At 69.0% G+C, this 14,195-nt stretch carries 18 protein-coding genes and 1 riboswitch; of the genes, 7 read left to right on the top strand and 11 right to left on the bottom strand.

The genetic code is table 11. The features are described from left to right. Positions 1–27: 27 nt before the first annotated feature. The 3 genes from NJ4_RS00810 to NJ4_RS00820 all read left to right on the top strand — a co-directional run bounded on the left by NJ4_RS00810 (position 28) and on the right by NJ4_RS00820 (position 2,398). Positions 28–477, top strand: coding sequence for a MarR family winged helix-turn-helix transcriptional regulator (locus tag NJ4_RS00810; RefSeq protein WP_067428726.1), 450 nt, complete (start codon positions 28–30; stop codon positions 475–477). Next, positions 474–1,721, top strand: a complete 1,248-nt coding sequence (locus NJ4_RS00815) for an MFS transporter (protein ID WP_082748049.1) — start codon at positions 474–476, stop codon at positions 1,719–1,721. Before NJ4_RS00810 ends, NJ4_RS00815 begins: the two co-directional genes overlap by 4 nt. A 77-nt stretch (positions 1,722–1,798) precedes the next feature. Next, positions 1,799–2,398 carry an RDD family protein gene (locus NJ4_RS00820; protein ID WP_067428728.1) on the top strand — a complete coding sequence of 200 codons (600 nt, stop codon included), beginning with the start codon at positions 1,799–1,801 and terminating at the stop codon, positions 2,396–2,398. Here NJ4_RS00820 and NJ4_RS00825 read toward each other — a convergent pair. Both NJ4_RS00825 and hppD read right to left on the bottom strand, forming a co-directional pair. After that, a complete protein-coding gene (locus NJ4_RS00825; protein ID WP_217996707.1) occupies positions 2,307–3,539 on the bottom strand; it encodes a multidrug effflux MFS transporter in 1,233 nt (410 codons plus the stop codon). The genes NJ4_RS00820 and NJ4_RS00825 overlap by 92 nt on opposite strands. Positions 3,540–3,576: 37 nt before the next feature. Next, entirely contained in the window at positions 3,577–4,794 is a 1,218-nt protein-coding gene (gene hppD / locus NJ4_RS00830; protein WP_067428731.1) for a 4-hydroxyphenylpyruvate dioxygenase, read from the bottom strand. Positions 4,795–4,874: 80 nt separating this feature from the next. Between hppD and NJ4_RS00835 the strand changes: the two genes are divergently transcribed. Further along, on the top strand, positions 4,875–5,384 hold the full coding sequence (locus tag NJ4_RS00835; RefSeq protein ID WP_067428733.1) for an Lrp/AsnC family transcriptional regulator: 510 nt from the start codon (positions 4,875–4,877) through the stop codon (positions 5,382–5,384). A gap of 6 nt (positions 5,385–5,390) precedes the next feature. Here NJ4_RS00835 and NJ4_RS00840 read toward each other — a convergent pair whose 3' ends face one another. From NJ4_RS00840 to NJ4_RS00860, 5 genes are all read right to left on the bottom strand, one after another. Continuing rightward, entirely contained in the window at positions 5,391–6,026 is a 636-nt protein-coding gene (locus NJ4_RS00840; protein ID WP_067428735.1) for an IclR family transcriptional regulator, read from the bottom strand. A 74-nt stretch (positions 6,027–6,100) separates the two neighbouring features. Next, positions 6,101–7,912 carry a DEAD/DEAH box helicase gene (locus NJ4_RS00845; protein WP_067428739.1) on the bottom strand — a complete coding sequence of 604 codons (1,812 nt, stop codon included), beginning with the start codon at positions 7,910–7,912 and terminating at the stop codon, positions 6,101–6,103. Then, entirely contained in the window at positions 7,909–8,157 is a 249-nt protein-coding gene (locus NJ4_RS00850; protein WP_067429353.1) for a DUF3039 domain-containing protein, read from the bottom strand. The genes NJ4_RS00845 and NJ4_RS00850 overlap by 4 nt, the downstream gene beginning before the upstream one ends. Before the next feature lie 34 nt (positions 8,158–8,191). After that, complete coding sequence (locus NJ4_RS00855) at positions 8,192–8,746, bottom strand: YqgE/AlgH family protein (RefSeq protein WP_067428742.1); 555 nt, start codon at positions 8,744–8,746, stop codon at positions 8,192–8,194. Positions 8,747–8,864: 118 nt separating this feature from the next. Then, positions 8,865–9,395, bottom strand: a complete 531-nt coding sequence (locus tag NJ4_RS00860) for a hypothetical protein (RefSeq protein ID WP_067428744.1) — start codon at positions 9,393–9,395, stop codon at positions 8,865–8,867. 128 nt (positions 9,396–9,523) lie between these two features. Between NJ4_RS00860 and NJ4_RS00865 the strand changes: the two genes are divergently transcribed. Beyond that, entirely contained in the window at positions 9,524–10,240 is a 717-nt protein-coding gene (locus NJ4_RS00865) for a TetR/AcrR family transcriptional regulator (protein WP_067428747.1), read from the top strand. A gap of 51 nt (positions 10,241–10,291) precedes the next feature. On the opposite strand, the gene NJ4_RS00870 is transcribed toward NJ4_RS00865, so the two are convergent. The 4 genes from NJ4_RS00870 to NJ4_RS00885 all read right to left on the bottom strand — a co-directional run bounded on the left by NJ4_RS00870 (position 10,292) and on the right by NJ4_RS00885 (position 13,451). After that, the gene (locus NJ4_RS00870) at positions 10,292–11,314 is read right to left on the bottom strand and encodes a DUF3048 domain-containing protein (protein ID WP_067428750.1); all 1,023 of its coding nucleotides are present in this window, start codon (positions 11,312–11,314) and stop codon (positions 10,292–10,294) included. 101 nt (positions 11,315–11,415) lie between these two features. Further along, positions 11,416–11,919: a C40 family peptidase gene (locus NJ4_RS00875; protein WP_082748051.1), complete on the bottom strand. Its 504-nt coding sequence runs from the start codon at positions 11,917–11,919 to the stop codon at positions 11,416–11,418. A gap of 5 nt (positions 11,920–11,924) precedes the next feature. Further along, a riboswitch (cyclic di-AMP (ydaO/yuaA leader) is annotated at positions 11,925–12,119 on the bottom strand. Positions 12,120–12,196: 77 nt separating this feature from the next. After that, a complete protein-coding gene (locus tag NJ4_RS00880; protein ID WP_067429356.1) occupies positions 12,197–12,958 on the bottom strand; it encodes an SDR family NAD(P)-dependent oxidoreductase in 762 nt (253 codons plus the stop codon). Between the two features lie 85 nt (positions 12,959–13,043). After that, positions 13,044–13,451 carry an HIT family protein gene (locus NJ4_RS00885; protein WP_067428756.1) on the bottom strand — a complete coding sequence of 136 codons (408 nt, stop codon included), beginning with the start codon at positions 13,449–13,451 and terminating at the stop codon, positions 13,044–13,046. Positions 13,452–13,873: 422 nt separating this feature from the next. Here NJ4_RS00885 and NJ4_RS26840 point away from each other — a divergent pair, with 422 nt between their 5' ends. Continuing rightward, on the top strand, positions 13,874–14,008 hold the full coding sequence (locus NJ4_RS26840) for a hypothetical protein (protein ID WP_281178223.1): 135 nt from the start codon (positions 13,874–13,876) through the stop codon (positions 14,006–14,008). Positions 14,009–14,024: 16 nt separating this feature from the next. Next, the gene (locus NJ4_RS26285; RefSeq protein ID WP_217996708.1) at positions 14,025–14,156 is read left to right on the top strand and encodes a putative transporter small subunit; all 132 of its coding nucleotides are present in this window, start codon (positions 14,025–14,027) and stop codon (positions 14,154–14,156) included. Positions 14,157–14,195 lie beyond the last annotated feature (39 nt).

Genomic DNA, 14,195 nt, shown 5'->3' on the forward strand with positions numbered 1-14,195 from the left:
ATAGGCTTCCTATGTAAACTTGTCTGCATGGCACAACCATCCGAGCGGCTCCTCACCTCCGGGGGCGACCTCGTCACCTACGCTGCTCGCCTGGTTCGTGCCTCACGCCAGCACGTGCACCACACCCCACCGGCCGGCGTACGCGTCCTGTCGTTGCTCGATGAGCACGGGCCCAGCGGCATCAGCCAACTCGCGACGTACGACCGCACCTCCCAGCCCACGATGTCCGGCGCCGTCGCGGGTCTCGTGGAGCGTGGCTGGGTCTCCAAGACCCCCGATCCGAAAGATGCCCGCGCATCCCTGGTGCGACTGACCGACGCCGGGCGCGATGCCCTGGGCGTCGTACGCCGCCGCAACGCCGAGGCCGTCGCCGAGGCCATCGACTCGCACCCCACCCTGACCCCCGACGACCTCGCCACGGCGGTCGCCGTGCTGCGCGGGGTCCTCGAGAGCACCTCCTTGAAAGGCACGCAGTGACCACCCCAGCAACCACCGACCGGTTCAGCGACACCTTCCGCCAGCCCCGCGCAGTCTGGGCCGTCGCGTTCGCCTCCGTGATCGCCTTCATGGGGATCGGCCTCGTCGACCCGATCCTCAAGCAGATCGCCGAGAAGCTCGAGGCCTCGCCCAGCCAGGTCTCGCTGCTGTTCACCAGCTACATGGCCGTGATGGGCGTGGCCATGCTGATCACCGGCGTGGTCTCCAGCCGGATCGGCCCCAAGAGAACCCTGCTCAGCGGACTGGTCCTGATCATCGTGTTCGCCGGACTGGCCGGTGCCTCGGGCTCGGTCAGCGCGGTGATCGCCTTCCGCGCCGGCTGGGGCCTGGGCAACGCGCTGTTCGTCGCGACCGCACTGGCCACGATCGTGCAGGCCTCGAAGGGATCGGTGGCCCAGGCGATCATCCTGTTCGAGGCCGCACTCGGTCTCGGCATCGCCTCCGGCCCGCTCCTGGGCGGGCTGCTCGGTGAGCACTCGTGGCGCGCCCCGTTCTTCGGTGTCTCGACGCTGATGACGATCGCGCTGGTGGCGACCGCGGTCTTCCTTCCGGCCACTCCCCCGACCGGGCGACGCACGTCGCTCGCCGACCCGTTCCGAGCCCTCGCCCACCCGGCGCTGCTTCTGCTCGCCCTGACCGCGATCTTCTACAACCTCGGCTTCTTCACCATCCTGGCCGCCGGGCCGTTCGCCCTGCCGAGTGCCGGGATCATGCAGATCGGCTGGATCTTCTTCGGGTGGGGCGTCCTGCTGGCCTTCACCTCCGTGGTTGTCGCGCCGGTGCTGCAGCGCCGCTTCGGCACCATGCCCACGATGATCGCCTGCCTGATCCTCTTCGGGTGCGACCTGCTGGTGATGGCGCTGTTCACCCAGCACGAGATCGTCATCGTGGTCGGCATCATCGTGGCCGGCGCATTCCTCGGCGTGAACAACACTCTGGTCACCGAGGCCGTGATGGGGGCCGCGCCGGTCGAGCGGCCGGTGGCGTCGTCGGCCTATTCCTTCGTGCGGTTCGCCGGGGGCGCGGTCGGTCCCTACGTCGCCCTCAAGCTGGGCGAGAAGGTCAGCATCCATGCCCCCTTCTGGTTCGGAGCAGTGGCGATCTTCATCGGCGTGGCGATCGTCGTCGCCGGAACGCCGACCATCCGCCGGGCCCTGCACGGCACCCCCGCGACGCACAGCACCGACGAGGCCGAGGCGGTGCTGGTCGGCGACCTGGACTGACCCCCGTCGTACGACGACCCGGCCGGGGCTGTGGACAACTTCTGCGGGCCCGGCCGGTTCCGTTCTAGCGTCCTGGCATGACCCAGATCTCGGCCGAACCCATGACTCACTACGTCATCGCGAGGTTCTCGACACGCATGTGGCTCTACGTTCTCGACACCGTGCTCCTGGTGCCGTTGAACCTGGTCCTGCTTCTCGCCACGTGGTTCCTGCCCACACCACTCGCGATGATCATCGGCCTCCTGGCCCTGCCCGTCTGGTTCGCACTGTGGTGGCGGGGGCTCTCCGCGACCCCGGCGAAGCTGCTGTGCCGTCTCTCGATCCAACCGGCCACCGGGCCGGGCAGTTTGACCTGGTCACTGATCCTTCGTCGACTCGGCGTCCAGGAGGGCGTCGTCATCCTGATCGGCGTCCTGGCGCTGCTCCCCGCGTCCACCGAGGACACCGAAGGAGGATCGGGCTGGCTGCTCGTCGCCTTGCTCGGCACCTGGGGCTGGATCCTGGTGGACTGCTTGTGGGCGCTGGGCAACCCCCGACGCCAGGCCCTGCACGACAAGGCCGCCGGGACCGTCGTGGCCCAGCGGGTCACACCAGCTGTGGCACCGTTCCCCGGGCCAGTGCCCGGCGGTGCCATGCCCAGCACAGCGCCCCGAGCACCACGAGGGCCAACGCAGTGAGCGAGAAACCCAGTGCCGAGCTGCCGACGTACGGCGTGACTGCCACGGCCACCATCGCGTTGAAGACGAGCGTCACGAACGTGGCACCCGACATCATCGCTCCGCGGCGCATGGGCAGCAGGTCGAGCATCATCAGCTGCAGGATCGGATAGCCGAGTCCGTTGCCGAAGGCCAACGCGGTCACACCGACGACGGCCCACGGCAACTCGTTGCCCAGGCCGGTCAGCGACACCGCGACTCCCACCGAGGCACCGACGAGGGCGACAGCGAATCCGAGGGTGACCAGTCGCACCGGCTCCACGATCCCCGCGGTCCGGCCACTCACCCATGAGCCGAGCACCATCGCGCCGATCATCGGGACGAAGAGCTTCCAGAAGTCGAGCTCACCCTCGCCCAGGACGTCGACCACGAAGATCGCAGCGCCGCCGATGTAGAGGAACTGGGCACCGAAGACGAAGGTGCTGGCCCACGCGACCCGGTGGAAGGCCGGCTGGCGCACGACTTCGCCGATGCCGCGCAGGATCTCCCCCACCCGCAGCGGGACCCGAGCCGAGGGCGGATGCGTCTCGGGGAGCACGAAGAGCGTCGCGGCGACCAGCACGAGGCCGAGCACCCCCATGAACCAGAAGACGAGATGCCACGGCCCCAGTTGCAGCAGGCCTCCGCCGACGATCGGCGCGATCGCGGGCGCCAGCCCGAAGATCATCGCCACCCGGCTCATCAGCCGCTGCGCCTGAGGGCCGTCGAACACGTCGCGGATCACGGTGCGACTGACGATCGTGGAGCCGCCCGCCGAGAGTCCTTGAACGGCTCGGCCGACCAACAGCCAGCCCAGCGACGGCGCGAGGGCACACCCGACGGACGCGACGACGTACACGCTGACCGACCCGATGATCACCGGGCGCCGGCCCAGAGCATCGGAGAGCGGGCCGTGGAAGATGCTCATCGCCGCGAACGAGAGCATGTAGACGGTGACCACCAGCTGCAACTGGCCGGCCTCGACCTCGAACTCGTCGCGCATCTGGTCGAACGCCGGGAAGGGCGTGTCGATGCTGAACGGGCCGATCATGCTGAGCATGGCCAGCACGATCGGCAGCACCACCAGGACTCGCGCGGAACGGGGATCGAGGGCTGGCGTCACTCCCGAAGTATCCCCGGCCCGGCTTCCCAGGGCGGAGTCAGAGGTTGCCGCGGGCGTCCTGCTCACGCTCGATGGCCTCGAAGAGCGCCTTGAAGTTGCCCTTGCCGAAGCCCAGCGAGCCGTGCCGCTCGATGAATTCGTAGAACACCGTCGGCCGGTCGCCCATCGGCTTGGTGAAGATCTGGAGCAGGTAGCCGTCCTCGTCGCGGTCGACCAGGATCTTGCGCTTCTTCAGCTCCTCGATCGGCACCCGCACCTCACCGATGCGGGCGCGCAGCTCGGGGTCGTCGTAGTAGGAGTCAGGCGTGTCGAGGAACTCGATGCCGTTGTCGCGCAGGATGTCGACGCTGCGAAGGATGTCGTTGGTGGCCAGCGCGATGTGCTGGCAGCCCGCGCCGTCGTAGAACTCGAGGTACTCGTCGATCTGCGACTTCTTCTGCGCGATCGCCGGCTCGTTGAGCGGGAACTTCACCCGGTGGTTGCCGCTGGCCACGACCTTGGACATCAGCGCGGAGTAGTCGGTGGCGATGTCGTCGCCGATGAACTCGGCCATGTTCGTGAAGCCCATGACCTTGTTGTAGAAGGTGACCCACTCGTCCATCCGGCCCAGCTCGACGTTGCCGACGCAGTGGTCGACGGCCTGGAAGAGCCGCTTCGGGTGGCCCTCACGACGGGTCACGGTGGTGGAGCGGGCGACGTACCCCGGCAGGTAGGGGCCGTCGTACTTCGACCGGTCGACCAGGGTGTGCCGGGTCTCGCCGTACGTCGCGATGGCGGCGCTGCGGACGGTGCCGTGCTCGTCGGTCTCGTCGTGCGGCTCGACCAGGATCGTGGCGCCCTGGGAGCGCGCGTGCTCGATGCACTTGTCGACGTCGGGCACCTCGATGGCGAGGTCGACGACGCCGTCGCCGTGGTGCCGGTGGTGGTCGAGGACCGGACTGTCGGGCGTGACGCCGCCGGTGAACACGAAGCGCGCCGAGCCGGAGCGCAGCACGTAGGACTTGGAGTCGCGACAGCCGTTCTCGGGGCCGCGGTAGGCCTCCAGCTCCATGCCGAGCGCCAGCTGGTAGAAGGTCGCGGTCTGGGTCGCGTTGCCCACCACGAAGCACACCGCGTCCTGGGCGATCACCGGGAACGGGTCGCTGCTGGCGTCGTACTCCACGAGCCCGACGAGCTGCTTGAGCTGGTCGAGGGTCAGGTCGGCCTTGAGTTCGTCAGCGGTCAGTGCGCCACCGGAGGATGCGGTCGTCGTCATGCGTTCAGCCTGTCGACCGGCGACAAGGTGTGCAACAGTACGTCGAAACACTGTGCACATTGCTCAATCTGAGGAGTGAGATGGACGCGCTGGATGTCACATTGCTCGACCTCTTCGCGAACGAGCCGCGGGTCGGCGTGCTCGAGGCCTCTCGCCGACTCGGCGTGGCCCGCGGAACGGTGCAGGCCCGGCTGGACAAGCTGGCCGCCACGGGGGTGGTCACCGGGTGGGGGCCCGACCTCGAGCCCGCGGCCCTGGGCTACCCGGTCACTGCGTTCCTGACCCTCGAGATCCGCCAGGACTCGGCCGACCTCGGGGGTCACGACAGCGTGGCCCGCAAGCTCGAGGAGATCGCCGAGGTGCTCGAGGCCCACACGATCACCGGTGCCGGCGACATGTGGGTGCGCGTGGTGGCCCGCTCCAACGCCGACCTGCAGCGGGTGATCGACCGGGTGCTGGCCGACCCCGCGATCGTCCGCTCCACCACGGTGATCGCGCTCGCCGAGCAGATCCCGTTCCGGGTGCTCCCGCTGACCCGGGTCGACGACAGTCAACAACTCGAGCGACGAAAACCCACAACTCGCGGCTAGGCTCAGCTAGGCGAGGCGGGTGGCGACCTCGGCGGCCGCCGCGGCGACACGGGGGCCCACCTTCTCCACGTCCAGGGCGCCCAGGGTGACGATGCCGACCGACGCTTCGAGCCCGTCGACCCCGCGGACGGCGGCGGCGATGCCCTTGGCACCGGCCTGCAGCTCCCCCGCGGTCACCGCATAGCGATGCGCGCTGGCCTCGCGGCCGAGCAGGATCGCCTTGCCCGCCGCGCCCTGCGAGAGCGGGTGCCGGGCTCCGACCCGGTAGGCCACGTGGAAGTCGGTCCACGAGGGCTCGACAACGGCCAGGGCCAGCGCCTCCTCACCGTCGGCGACGGTCAGGTGCGCCGTGCAGCCCGTGGACTCCGCGAGCTGGCGCAGCACGGGGACACTGATGTCGCGCAGCACCGGCTGCACGGCCGACGCCAGGTGCAGCACACCCAGCCCGACGTGCAGGCGGCCCCGGGCGTCACGGCGCACCAGCGCATGCTGCTCGAGAGTGGCCACCAGTCGGTAGACCACGGTGCGGTTGACCTCGAGGCGCGCTGCGAGCTCGGTGACAGTGAGCCCGGACTGGGTGCCGGCCAGCACGCGCAAGACGTGGAGTCCTCGATCGAGGGTCTGCGACGTCTCGGTGGCCATGGGACGACCCTAGCGTTCTTCGTCGGTCGCGCAGGCCGTGCAGCGCGCCGATTTTCGTGACCCGCCGGCCCGGATCAGGAGGTCTTGCGGACGGCCCACTCGCGCAACGTGTCGATGCGCTTGTGCAGCAGGTCGGCGGTGGCCACGGCCGCCGCCGGCCCCCCGGTCTCCTTGCGGAGTGCGGCGTGCGTGACGCCGTGCGGCTGCCCGGTGCGGTGAAACCAGGCCGCCACCAGTCCGTTGAGCTCGCGACGGAGGATCGCCAGCTGCTCGTGGGTGGAGACCCGCGCGACGGAGTCGCCCTCGGCCGGCTTCGGCTTCTTGGTCTTGGCGGCCCGCTCGGACTGGCGGGTGCGCAACAGGTCGCGCACCTGGTCGGGCTCGAGCAGCCCCGGTATGCCGAGGAAGTCCATCTCCTCCTCGGAGCCCACACTGACCTCGCCCTCATGGCCGAACTCGCCGCCGTCGTAGAGCACCCGGTCGAAGGTCGCCTGCGAGCCGAGGGCCTCCCACGGGCCCAGCGCCTCGTCGCCCGAGGCGGACTCGGTGGCGTTGGCCTGGTTCATCAGGTCGTCCTCGGCGGCGAAGATGTCGTCCTCGTCGGTGACCTTGCGGCCCAGCACGTGATCGCGCTCGACCTCCATCTCGGAGGCGTGCACCAGCAGGTTGGGCGCCGAGGGCAGGAACACCGACGCGGTCTCACCACGGCGACGGGCACGCACGAAGCGCCCCACGGCCTGGGCGAAGAACAGCGGGGTCGAGATCATCGTGGCGTAGACCCCGACGGCCAGGCGTGGCACGTCGACGCCCTCGGAGACCATCCGCACCGCGACCATCCAGCGGTCCTCGGAGTCGGTGAACGCGGCGATCTTCTTCGACGCGGCCTTCTCGTCGGAGAGTACGACGGTGGGCGACTCGCCGCTGATCGCCTTGAGCAGCTTGGCGTAGGAGCGCGCGGAGTCCTGGTCGTTGGCAATCACCAGCCCTCCGGCGTCGGGCACGTGGCGGCGCACCTCGGAGAGCCGCCGGTCGGCCGCCTGCAGCACCGAGGGCATCCATGACCCGGCCGGATCGAGTGCCGTGCGCAGCGCCTGGGCGTTCTGGTCCTTGGTCAGCGGCTCGCCGAGTCGCGCGGAGATCTCGTCACCGGCCCGGGTGCGCCACTGCATCTCGCCGGAGTAGGCCATGAACAGCACCGGCCTGACCACGTGGTCGGCCAGCGCCTGGCCGTAGCCGTAGGTGTAGTCGGCCACCGAGACCATCGCGCCGGGGCCGAGCTCGGGCGCGGGCACATAGGTGACGAACGGGATCGGGTTCGTGTCGGAGCGGAACGGCGTGCCGGTCAGGGCCAGGCGACGGTGCGCCGGCTCGAACGCCTCGCGCACACCGTCACCCCAGGAGAGGGCGTCACCGGCGTGGTGCACCTCGTCGAGGATCACCAGGGTCTTGAAGCGCTCGGTGCGGATGCGGTGCGCCAGCGGGTTGACCGCGACCCCGGCGTAGGTGATCGCGATGCCGACGTAGTCCTTGGAGGTCTTGCCCTGCCCGGCCGAGTAGTTCGGGTCGATCGGGATCCCGGCCCGCGCGGCCGCCTCGGCCCACTGCGTCTTGAGGTGCTCGGTCGGCGCGATGATCGTGATCCGGTCGATGACGCGACGGCCGAGCAGCTCGGCGGCCACGGTCAGCGCGAACGTGGTCTTGCCGGCACCGGGTGTGGCCACGGCCAGGAAGTCGCGCGGGTTGCGGCTGAAGTACTGCTCGAGCGCCGCGGTCTGCCAGGCGCGCAGCGACTGCGCGGTCCCCCAGGCGGCATGGTGGGGCCACGCGGGTGTGAGCGGAACGGAGGCTGCGATGTCGGACGGGTGGGCGGGTGGGGTTCCCGTCACTCGGAGTCTCCCCCGTTGTGCGGCAGGCTCTCCCAGATCTCCTTGCACTCCGGGCACACCGGGAACTTCTCCGGCGACCGGCTCGGCACCCAGGTCTTGCCGCACAGCGCGGTCACCGGCGTGCCCATGACCATGGCCTCCATGACCTTGTCCTTGGGCGCATAGTGCGAGAACCGCTCGTGGTCACCCTCGTCGGTCGGGACCGTACGACGGTCCTCGAGAACGTCTGTCTGGTTGAATCCGATGGGCTGGCTCACGCGCACCACTCTATGTCAGAAGTCAGTTCTGCATGGGGTCGGCCGGACGTGTCGATACCCACGCCAGCTCTCCGGGCTGGCGCCTCAGCACGTCGCGCCGCAGGGTGGTGGTGTCCTCACGGAACAGGTCGGCGGTCAGGGCAGGGACGACGTACCAGCTGCCCTCGGCGATCTCTGCCTCCAGCTGGCCGGCACCCCAGCCGGCGTAGCCGGCGAACACCCGCACCTCGCAGACACTGCCGTCGACCAGCTCGACCGGCGAGTCCAGGTCGATCAGACCCACGTCGGCGAACGAGGTCCGGAAACCCACGGGCTCGTCTTCGGGGTCGGCGAGACGGGCCACCGCCAGGGCGCCGTCGGTGGCCACCGGGCCCCCGACGAAGAGGACCTCGGGCTCGGTCACCACGTCGGCCCACGGGCGCAGGACGTCGGCGACCAGCAGCATCGAGGGACGGTTGAGCACGACGCCCAGTGCGCCGTCCTGGTCCGCATCGAGGAGCAGGACCACGGAGCCGCCGAAGTTGGGATCACTGAGCTCGGCGGCAGCGACCAACAAGGTGCCCGCGCTCGGTTCCATGACTCCAGCATGCCGCAAACAACGACGGACCCCGGGGCCGACGCGGGGAGGGAGGGAGGTGCGGAGGGAGAGTCCGCGGGTGCGTCGACACCGGGGTCGGTCGGTTCAGGGTTCGCCGTCAGGCGGCGAGGGCCGCCCGTAGGCGGTCGAGGAAACGAACGTTTCCGGGGCCCGGAGCGGGTGCAGGCAGCTGATAGCCAGCACGAGCAGCGGCTTCGATCTCGGCACCCACGCGGGCACCGTGCGCGTCGACCTCCAGCGCGGAGACCCGACCCGCCATCACGGCGAGCAGCTGGCGCTCCTTGGCGGCGGCCCTGGCCATCGCATCGGCCATCGGTGCGTCGACGGGCGCGGCCCGGTAGGTGTCCTGGATCTCGCGGATCCCGGGCAGCTCGTCCGCGGTGGCACGCCAGGCGGCGATCACCGCCGCCTCGAGGTCCATCGGCTGATGGGACAGTTCACGCTCGATCTTGCCGCTCAGACGACTGGACCAGCGGAGCTGGAGGGCGCCGAGGAGATCGAGCTCGTCACGGAAGGTCTCGGCGACACCCGGCACGTCCATCGGGAGGGTTCCGTCCCGGCGCGTGCGGACTTCGTCGAAGACACGGCGGAGGACATCTCCGCGGTGGTGAAAGGCTTCCCAGGTCATGGTGCAGCTCCTTTCGATTTCACGTACCGGCGGTACGTACTAAGAGTATGTACCCGACCGACAGCACGCAAACCGCCGCCGCGTGACCTCGACCACAGGTCCGCGCGCGGTCGCTCTATGCTGAGGCAATGAGCAAGTCCGCAGCGAAGCGTCTGATTCCCAGCCTCCCGACACTTCCGGACCTGCCCGGCGCCACCCGGCGCCAGCAGTACTCCTCCAGCACGAAGCGGGCCCTGGTCGAGGCCGCCAGCGAGCTGTTCACCGAGCACGGGTACGCCGCCACGTCGCTCGACTCGATCGTCGCAGCGGCCCAGGTGACCAAGGGCGCGCTCTACCATCACTACAGCGGCAAGCAGGCGGTCTTCGAGGCAGTCTTCGAACGCATCGAGACGGAGGCCGCGGCGAGCATCGCCAAAGCAGTCAAGGGCGTCAAGGACCCCTGGCGGAAGGCGTCGGCCGGACTGCGCGCCTTCCTCGATGTCGTCCAGGACCCCACCTACCGGCGGGTGGTCATCCAGGAGGGCCCGGCGGTCCTCGGCTACGAACGCTTCCGCGAACAAGAGGAACGTTCCTCGTTCGCGATCGTGCTCGAGGTCGTCAACAACGTGCTCTCGGCGGGCCCGTGGGAGTTGGATCAGCCGATGATCGACACCTTCAGCCGGATCTTCTTCGGCGCGCTCAGCAGCGCCGGGGAAGGCGTCGCCGCGTCCGACGACCCCGAAGCGGCGAGCGCCCGGGTCGAGGCCGCCATCGGCTTCATGCTGATGGGCCTGCGCAGCCTCGTCGACCAGGGAATCGAGTTCGTCGACCCGGTCACGGGAAACAGCAGCGCCCTGGCGGAGTGACCCGAGAGGGACCCTCGACCAGGGCGCCGGTCAGCCGTCAGGCTGGGGGCCTCACTTGAAGGTGACGCCGCCCCCGTCGGTGGGCACCAGCTCGATCCACACGTGACCGGCGGGGATCTTCAGCTCCCCACCCTTGGTCTTCAGCTGGATCGCGCTCTCTGCCTTCTTCTTGCTCCAGGTGCCGCGCACGGCCCTGCCCTGGTGGAACACGGTGGCCTCGCCCGTGCCGTGGAACTTGGTCTCGGGCACGAAGTTGCCGGCCGGGTCCTTGTAGCCGGCGTCGCCGACCTGCACCTTGAGCACGAGCACCGTGTCGGCGTCGAACTCGTCGCCGTCGGCGGCGTGGGTGTTCTGGTTGTGGTACGTGCCGCCCTCGAAGGCCCAGTCGGTGGAGTGGCCTCCCGAGAAGGACGCCGTCACCGAGGTCGCGGGCTGGCCCTTCGGCAGGTCCTTGGCCTCACCCCAGGGCAGGTAGTCCTCGGGACGCTTCTCCTCCCCCTTCGATCCGGCCTTGGCCAGCTTGGCCAGGTCGACGAAGAGGTTGTAGGGAGCCGAGCGGCCCGAGTCGCGGTAGAACCCGGTCGCACCCTCCTGGTGGAACTTGATGCCGGCACCGGTGATCCGGCTGATGGTCACCCCGGCGGCGCCGCTGGTCACCATCTCACCGTCGACCGGCGCCACGATGCCGATGTCGGAGGCGCGCATCGAGCGCACCGGCCCGGAGTTGGTGGGAATCTTCGAGTAGAAGAACGCGGCCAGTCGGGTGCTGCCACCCTCGACCAGCTCCTCGACGACCATGTCGGCCGACCCGAGTCCGATCTGCGGCGCGCTGCTGCCGGTGTTGTCGATCTTGACCACGTAGACCGGGTGGTTCTTGGCCGACGAGTCGTCGCCCTTGACGTCTTCGCCGGTGAGCGGCCAGGTGCCCTCGAGCACCTCGGCGTTGGCGGTGCCCTTCGGATCGTTGCCGGCCTTGTCGTCCTTGTCGTCTCCGCCACAGGCGGTCAGCGTGAGGCTCAGGGCCAGGGCAGCAGCGAGGCCGGCAGCCAGGGAAGAGGGATGGACACGGCGCACGAAGTTCTCCGATCGTCTACAACATTGATTCAGTTTCAAAGTGTGAGGGCGCGTCCCCCGATTGTGGGGAGGCGCGCCCTCGGGCAATTCAGATCAGGCGGTCACCGGCCACGCAGGGTGCCGGCGTAGAAAGAAGGTGTCCAGGCGAACTCACGGCGAACCCGCGTGCCGCTGCGGGGCGCGTGCAGGATCACCACGCGACCGCTCTTGCGGCCCACGTAGATCGCCGCGTGGTAGACCCGGCCGCCGCTGTGGAAGAAGACCAGGTCGCCCTGGCGCAGGTTCCGCTTCCTGATGTGGCGGGTGAAGCGGTACTGCGCGCTCGACGTACGCGGCATGGCCCGGAAGCCCGCCTTGCGGAAGCTGTAGTGGATCAACCCGGAGCAGTCGAAGGCACCCGGCCCGGCGGCGCCGTACCTGTAGGGGTCCCCGATCTGCCGGGTGGCCACGTTGTAGGCCAGGTGGATGCGCTGGGCCCGGGAGAGCGCCTGGGCTTCGGCGGTGGGCGGCTCGGCCATGGTGCCGGCCACAAGCAGCGAGAGGACCATCAACGGCAGCACCAGAAGTGCGCGCAGGCGTGCGGGCATGCGAGGGGTCGCAGGCATGGAGGGGTTCCTTTCCCACGCCTGTGAGGTGAGCTGTCGGGTTGGGACTGGAAGGTGTCCTGCCATCGCACGATGACTTCACCCCGAGCGGGACGGCCTCTCGACCGGCCCCGCGTGGAACCTGTGGGTCCCCCACTCCTGCCCCCATGTCTGAGTCACGGGACGCTCACGGACGGGGCAGGACTCGGCGTTGTCCGGGAGCGGTGTGTGGAGTTGTGCGCGTTGAGACTAAGCGCCACCGCCCCCGGAAATCACCGAAGTGTGACGAAGACCGAGATCAGCCGAGCTTGGCGCCCCCGTCGACGTACAGCGTCTGGCCGGTGATGTACGACGCCTCGTCACTGGCCAGGAAGGCGGCCGCGGCGGCGATGTCCTCGGGGAATCCGACCCGGCGCACCGGGTTCGCCTCGGCGTTGAGCTTGCGGAACTCCTCGACGTCCATCTTGAGGCGGGCGGCGGTGGCGTCGGTCATCTCGGTCGCGATGAATCCGGGGGCGATCGCATTGGCGTTGATGCCGAACGGGCCGAGCTCGATGCCCAGGGTGCGGGTGAAGCCCTGCACGCCCATCTTGGCGGCCGAGTAGTTCGCCTGGCCGCGGTTGCCCAGCGCGGAGACGCTGGAGAGGTTCACGATCTTGCCGTACTTCTGCTCGACGAAGTGTTTCTGCGCGGCCTTGGTCATCAGGAACGCGCCCTTGAGGTGCACCCCCATGACCAGGTCCCAGTCCTGCTCGGTCATCTTGAACAGCAGGTTGTCGCGGGTGATGCCGGCGTTGTTGACCAGGATGTGGATGCCACCGAGCTCGGTGACGACGCGCTCCACGGCGGCGTCGACGGAGGCTGCGTCACTGACGTCGGCACCGATCCCGACCGACTTCACGCCATCGCCGAGCTTGCCGGCAGCCTCACTGGCGGCTGCCTCGTCGAGGTCGATGATGGCGACGGCGGCACCCTCGTCGGCGAATCGCTTCGCGGTGGCGAAACCGATGCCGCGGGCAGCCCCGGTGACCACTGCCACTCGTCCGTCAAAGCGCGCCATGCCTACTCCTCGTTCGTGGTGGTCGAGCCTGTCGACCGTGGTGTTCGATGTGTCGACCTCGGTGGTCGAGCCTGGTGAGACCACCTTAGGACAGCGCCCGGCGCAGCCGTTCGGCGTACTCCCCGGCCTCACCGTCGGCGTAGGTCGTGCGCGGCCAGAAGAAGCCACGGAGCCCGTCGCCCTTGGTGCGGGGCACGACGTGGAGGTGCAGATGCGGGACCGACTGGGACACCACGTTGTTCATCGCGACGAAGCTGCCCTGAGCGGCGAGGGCGTCCACGGCCGCGGTGGCCAGGCGCTGACCGGCCTCGAGGAACGGATCCCGCAAGGCTGCCGGGAGATCGGGCAGGGTGACCACGTGCTCCTTCGGCACCAGCAGCACGTGGCCCTTGAAGACCGGCCGCCGGTCGAGGAAGGCCAGAAGTGTGGGGGTCTCGAGCACCACGTGGGCGGGGGTCTCCCCCGCCACGATCGCGCAGAACACGCAGCTCATCAGTGACTGACTCCTCCCGGGTCGCCATCAGGCTCATGCATGCCTCGTGCCTCCATCGCAACGTTCCACAAGATGACGTGCCTCCTCCGTTCGAGTACCCCGATGCTACGGTGCTTGCCGTCTACAGCCATCAGGCTGGACCGGACCCTCCGTGACCTGACTCGTCACCGAGCCGGACCGGTTTTCCCACGCGATCGATCGATCCAGGCTCGCGCCGACCGTTTCCCGGTCTGCGCTAACGAGAGCGCGCACTCGCGCTCCGGGCACACATCTGAACAGCGACAAGGCGACGTCATGGACGGGTTCGACTCAGCCCAGTTCAGCATCCCCCTCATCATCTTCCTGCTGGTCTTCTTCCCGACTACGCCACCCTGAGCGGCTCCCTGGTCGCGTACGCCGTCAGCACCATCGTGTGCTGGGCGATGTCCCGGTCCGCGGACACGGAGTTCGACTTCGCCGACATCGACCGCCTGGTCGGCGACTTCGACCCCTCAGGTGCACCGGGGGCCGACGTCGCGCCCGCTGCGCACGACGACGACCTCGACCCGACCCACTGAGACCAAGGAGGACCCCATGGAAAGCATTCTGTTGACCGTCTACGTGCTCGTCTGGCCCCTGCTTGCGGGCATCGTGCTGTTCGTGATCACCGCGGGCTTCGTCAAGGAGTGGCGTGAGGCACGACGCGAGGGCCGCGACCTGATCTGAGCGTGGACTCGACCGCAAGCGGTGGGCGTGCGGCCCAGC

Source organism: Nocardioides jensenii JCM 1364 = NBRC 14755, from assembly GCF_001552535.1.
Taxonomy (GTDB): domain Bacteria; phylum Actinomycetota; class Actinomycetes; order Propionibacteriales; family Nocardioidaceae; genus Nocardioides; species Nocardioides jensenii.

Coding starts and splice junctions, on each gene's coding strand:
- NJ4_RS26285 (WP_217996708.1), top strand. CDS start 14,025: ATGGAAAGCATTCTGTTGACCGTCTACGTGCTCGTCTGGCCCCTGCTT.
- hppD (WP_067428731.1), bottom strand. CDS start 4,794: ATGACGACGACCGCATCCTCCGGTGGCGCACTGACCGCTGACGAACTC.
- NJ4_RS00865 (WP_067428747.1), top strand. CDS start 9,524: ATGAGCAAGTCCGCAGCGAAGCGTCTGATTCCCAGCCTCCCGACACTT.
- NJ4_RS00875 (WP_082748051.1), bottom strand. CDS start 11,919: ATGCCTGCGACCCCTCGCATGCCCGCACGCCTGCGCGCACTTCTGGTG.
- NJ4_RS00855 (WP_067428742.1), bottom strand. CDS start 8,746: ATGGAACCGAGCGCGGGCACCTTGTTGGTCGCTGCCGCCGAGCTCAGT.
- NJ4_RS00860 (WP_067428744.1), bottom strand. CDS start 9,395: ATGACCTGGGAAGCCTTTCACCACCGCGGAGATGTCCTCCGCCGTGTC.
- NJ4_RS00820 (WP_067428728.1), top strand. CDS start 1,799: ATGACCCAGATCTCGGCCGAACCCATGACTCACTACGTCATCGCGAGG.
- NJ4_RS00880 (WP_067429356.1), bottom strand. CDS start 12,958: ATGGCGCGCTTTGACGGACGAGTGGCAGTGGTCACCGGGGCTGCCCGC.
- NJ4_RS26840 (WP_281178223.1), top strand. CDS start 13,874: ATGTCCCGGTCCGCGGACACGGAGTTCGACTTCGCCGACATCGACCGC.
- NJ4_RS00835 (WP_067428733.1), top strand. CDS start 4,875: ATGGACGCGCTGGATGTCACATTGCTCGACCTCTTCGCGAACGAGCCG.
- NJ4_RS00885 (WP_067428756.1), bottom strand. CDS start 13,451: ATGAGCTGCGTGTTCTGCGCGATCGTGGCGGGGGAGACCCCCGCCCAC.
- NJ4_RS00840 (WP_067428735.1), bottom strand. CDS start 6,026: ATGGCCACCGAGACGTCGCAGACCCTCGATCGAGGACTCCACGTCTTG.
- NJ4_RS00810 (WP_067428726.1), top strand. CDS start 28: ATGGCACAACCATCCGAGCGGCTCCTCACCTCCGGGGGCGACCTCGTC.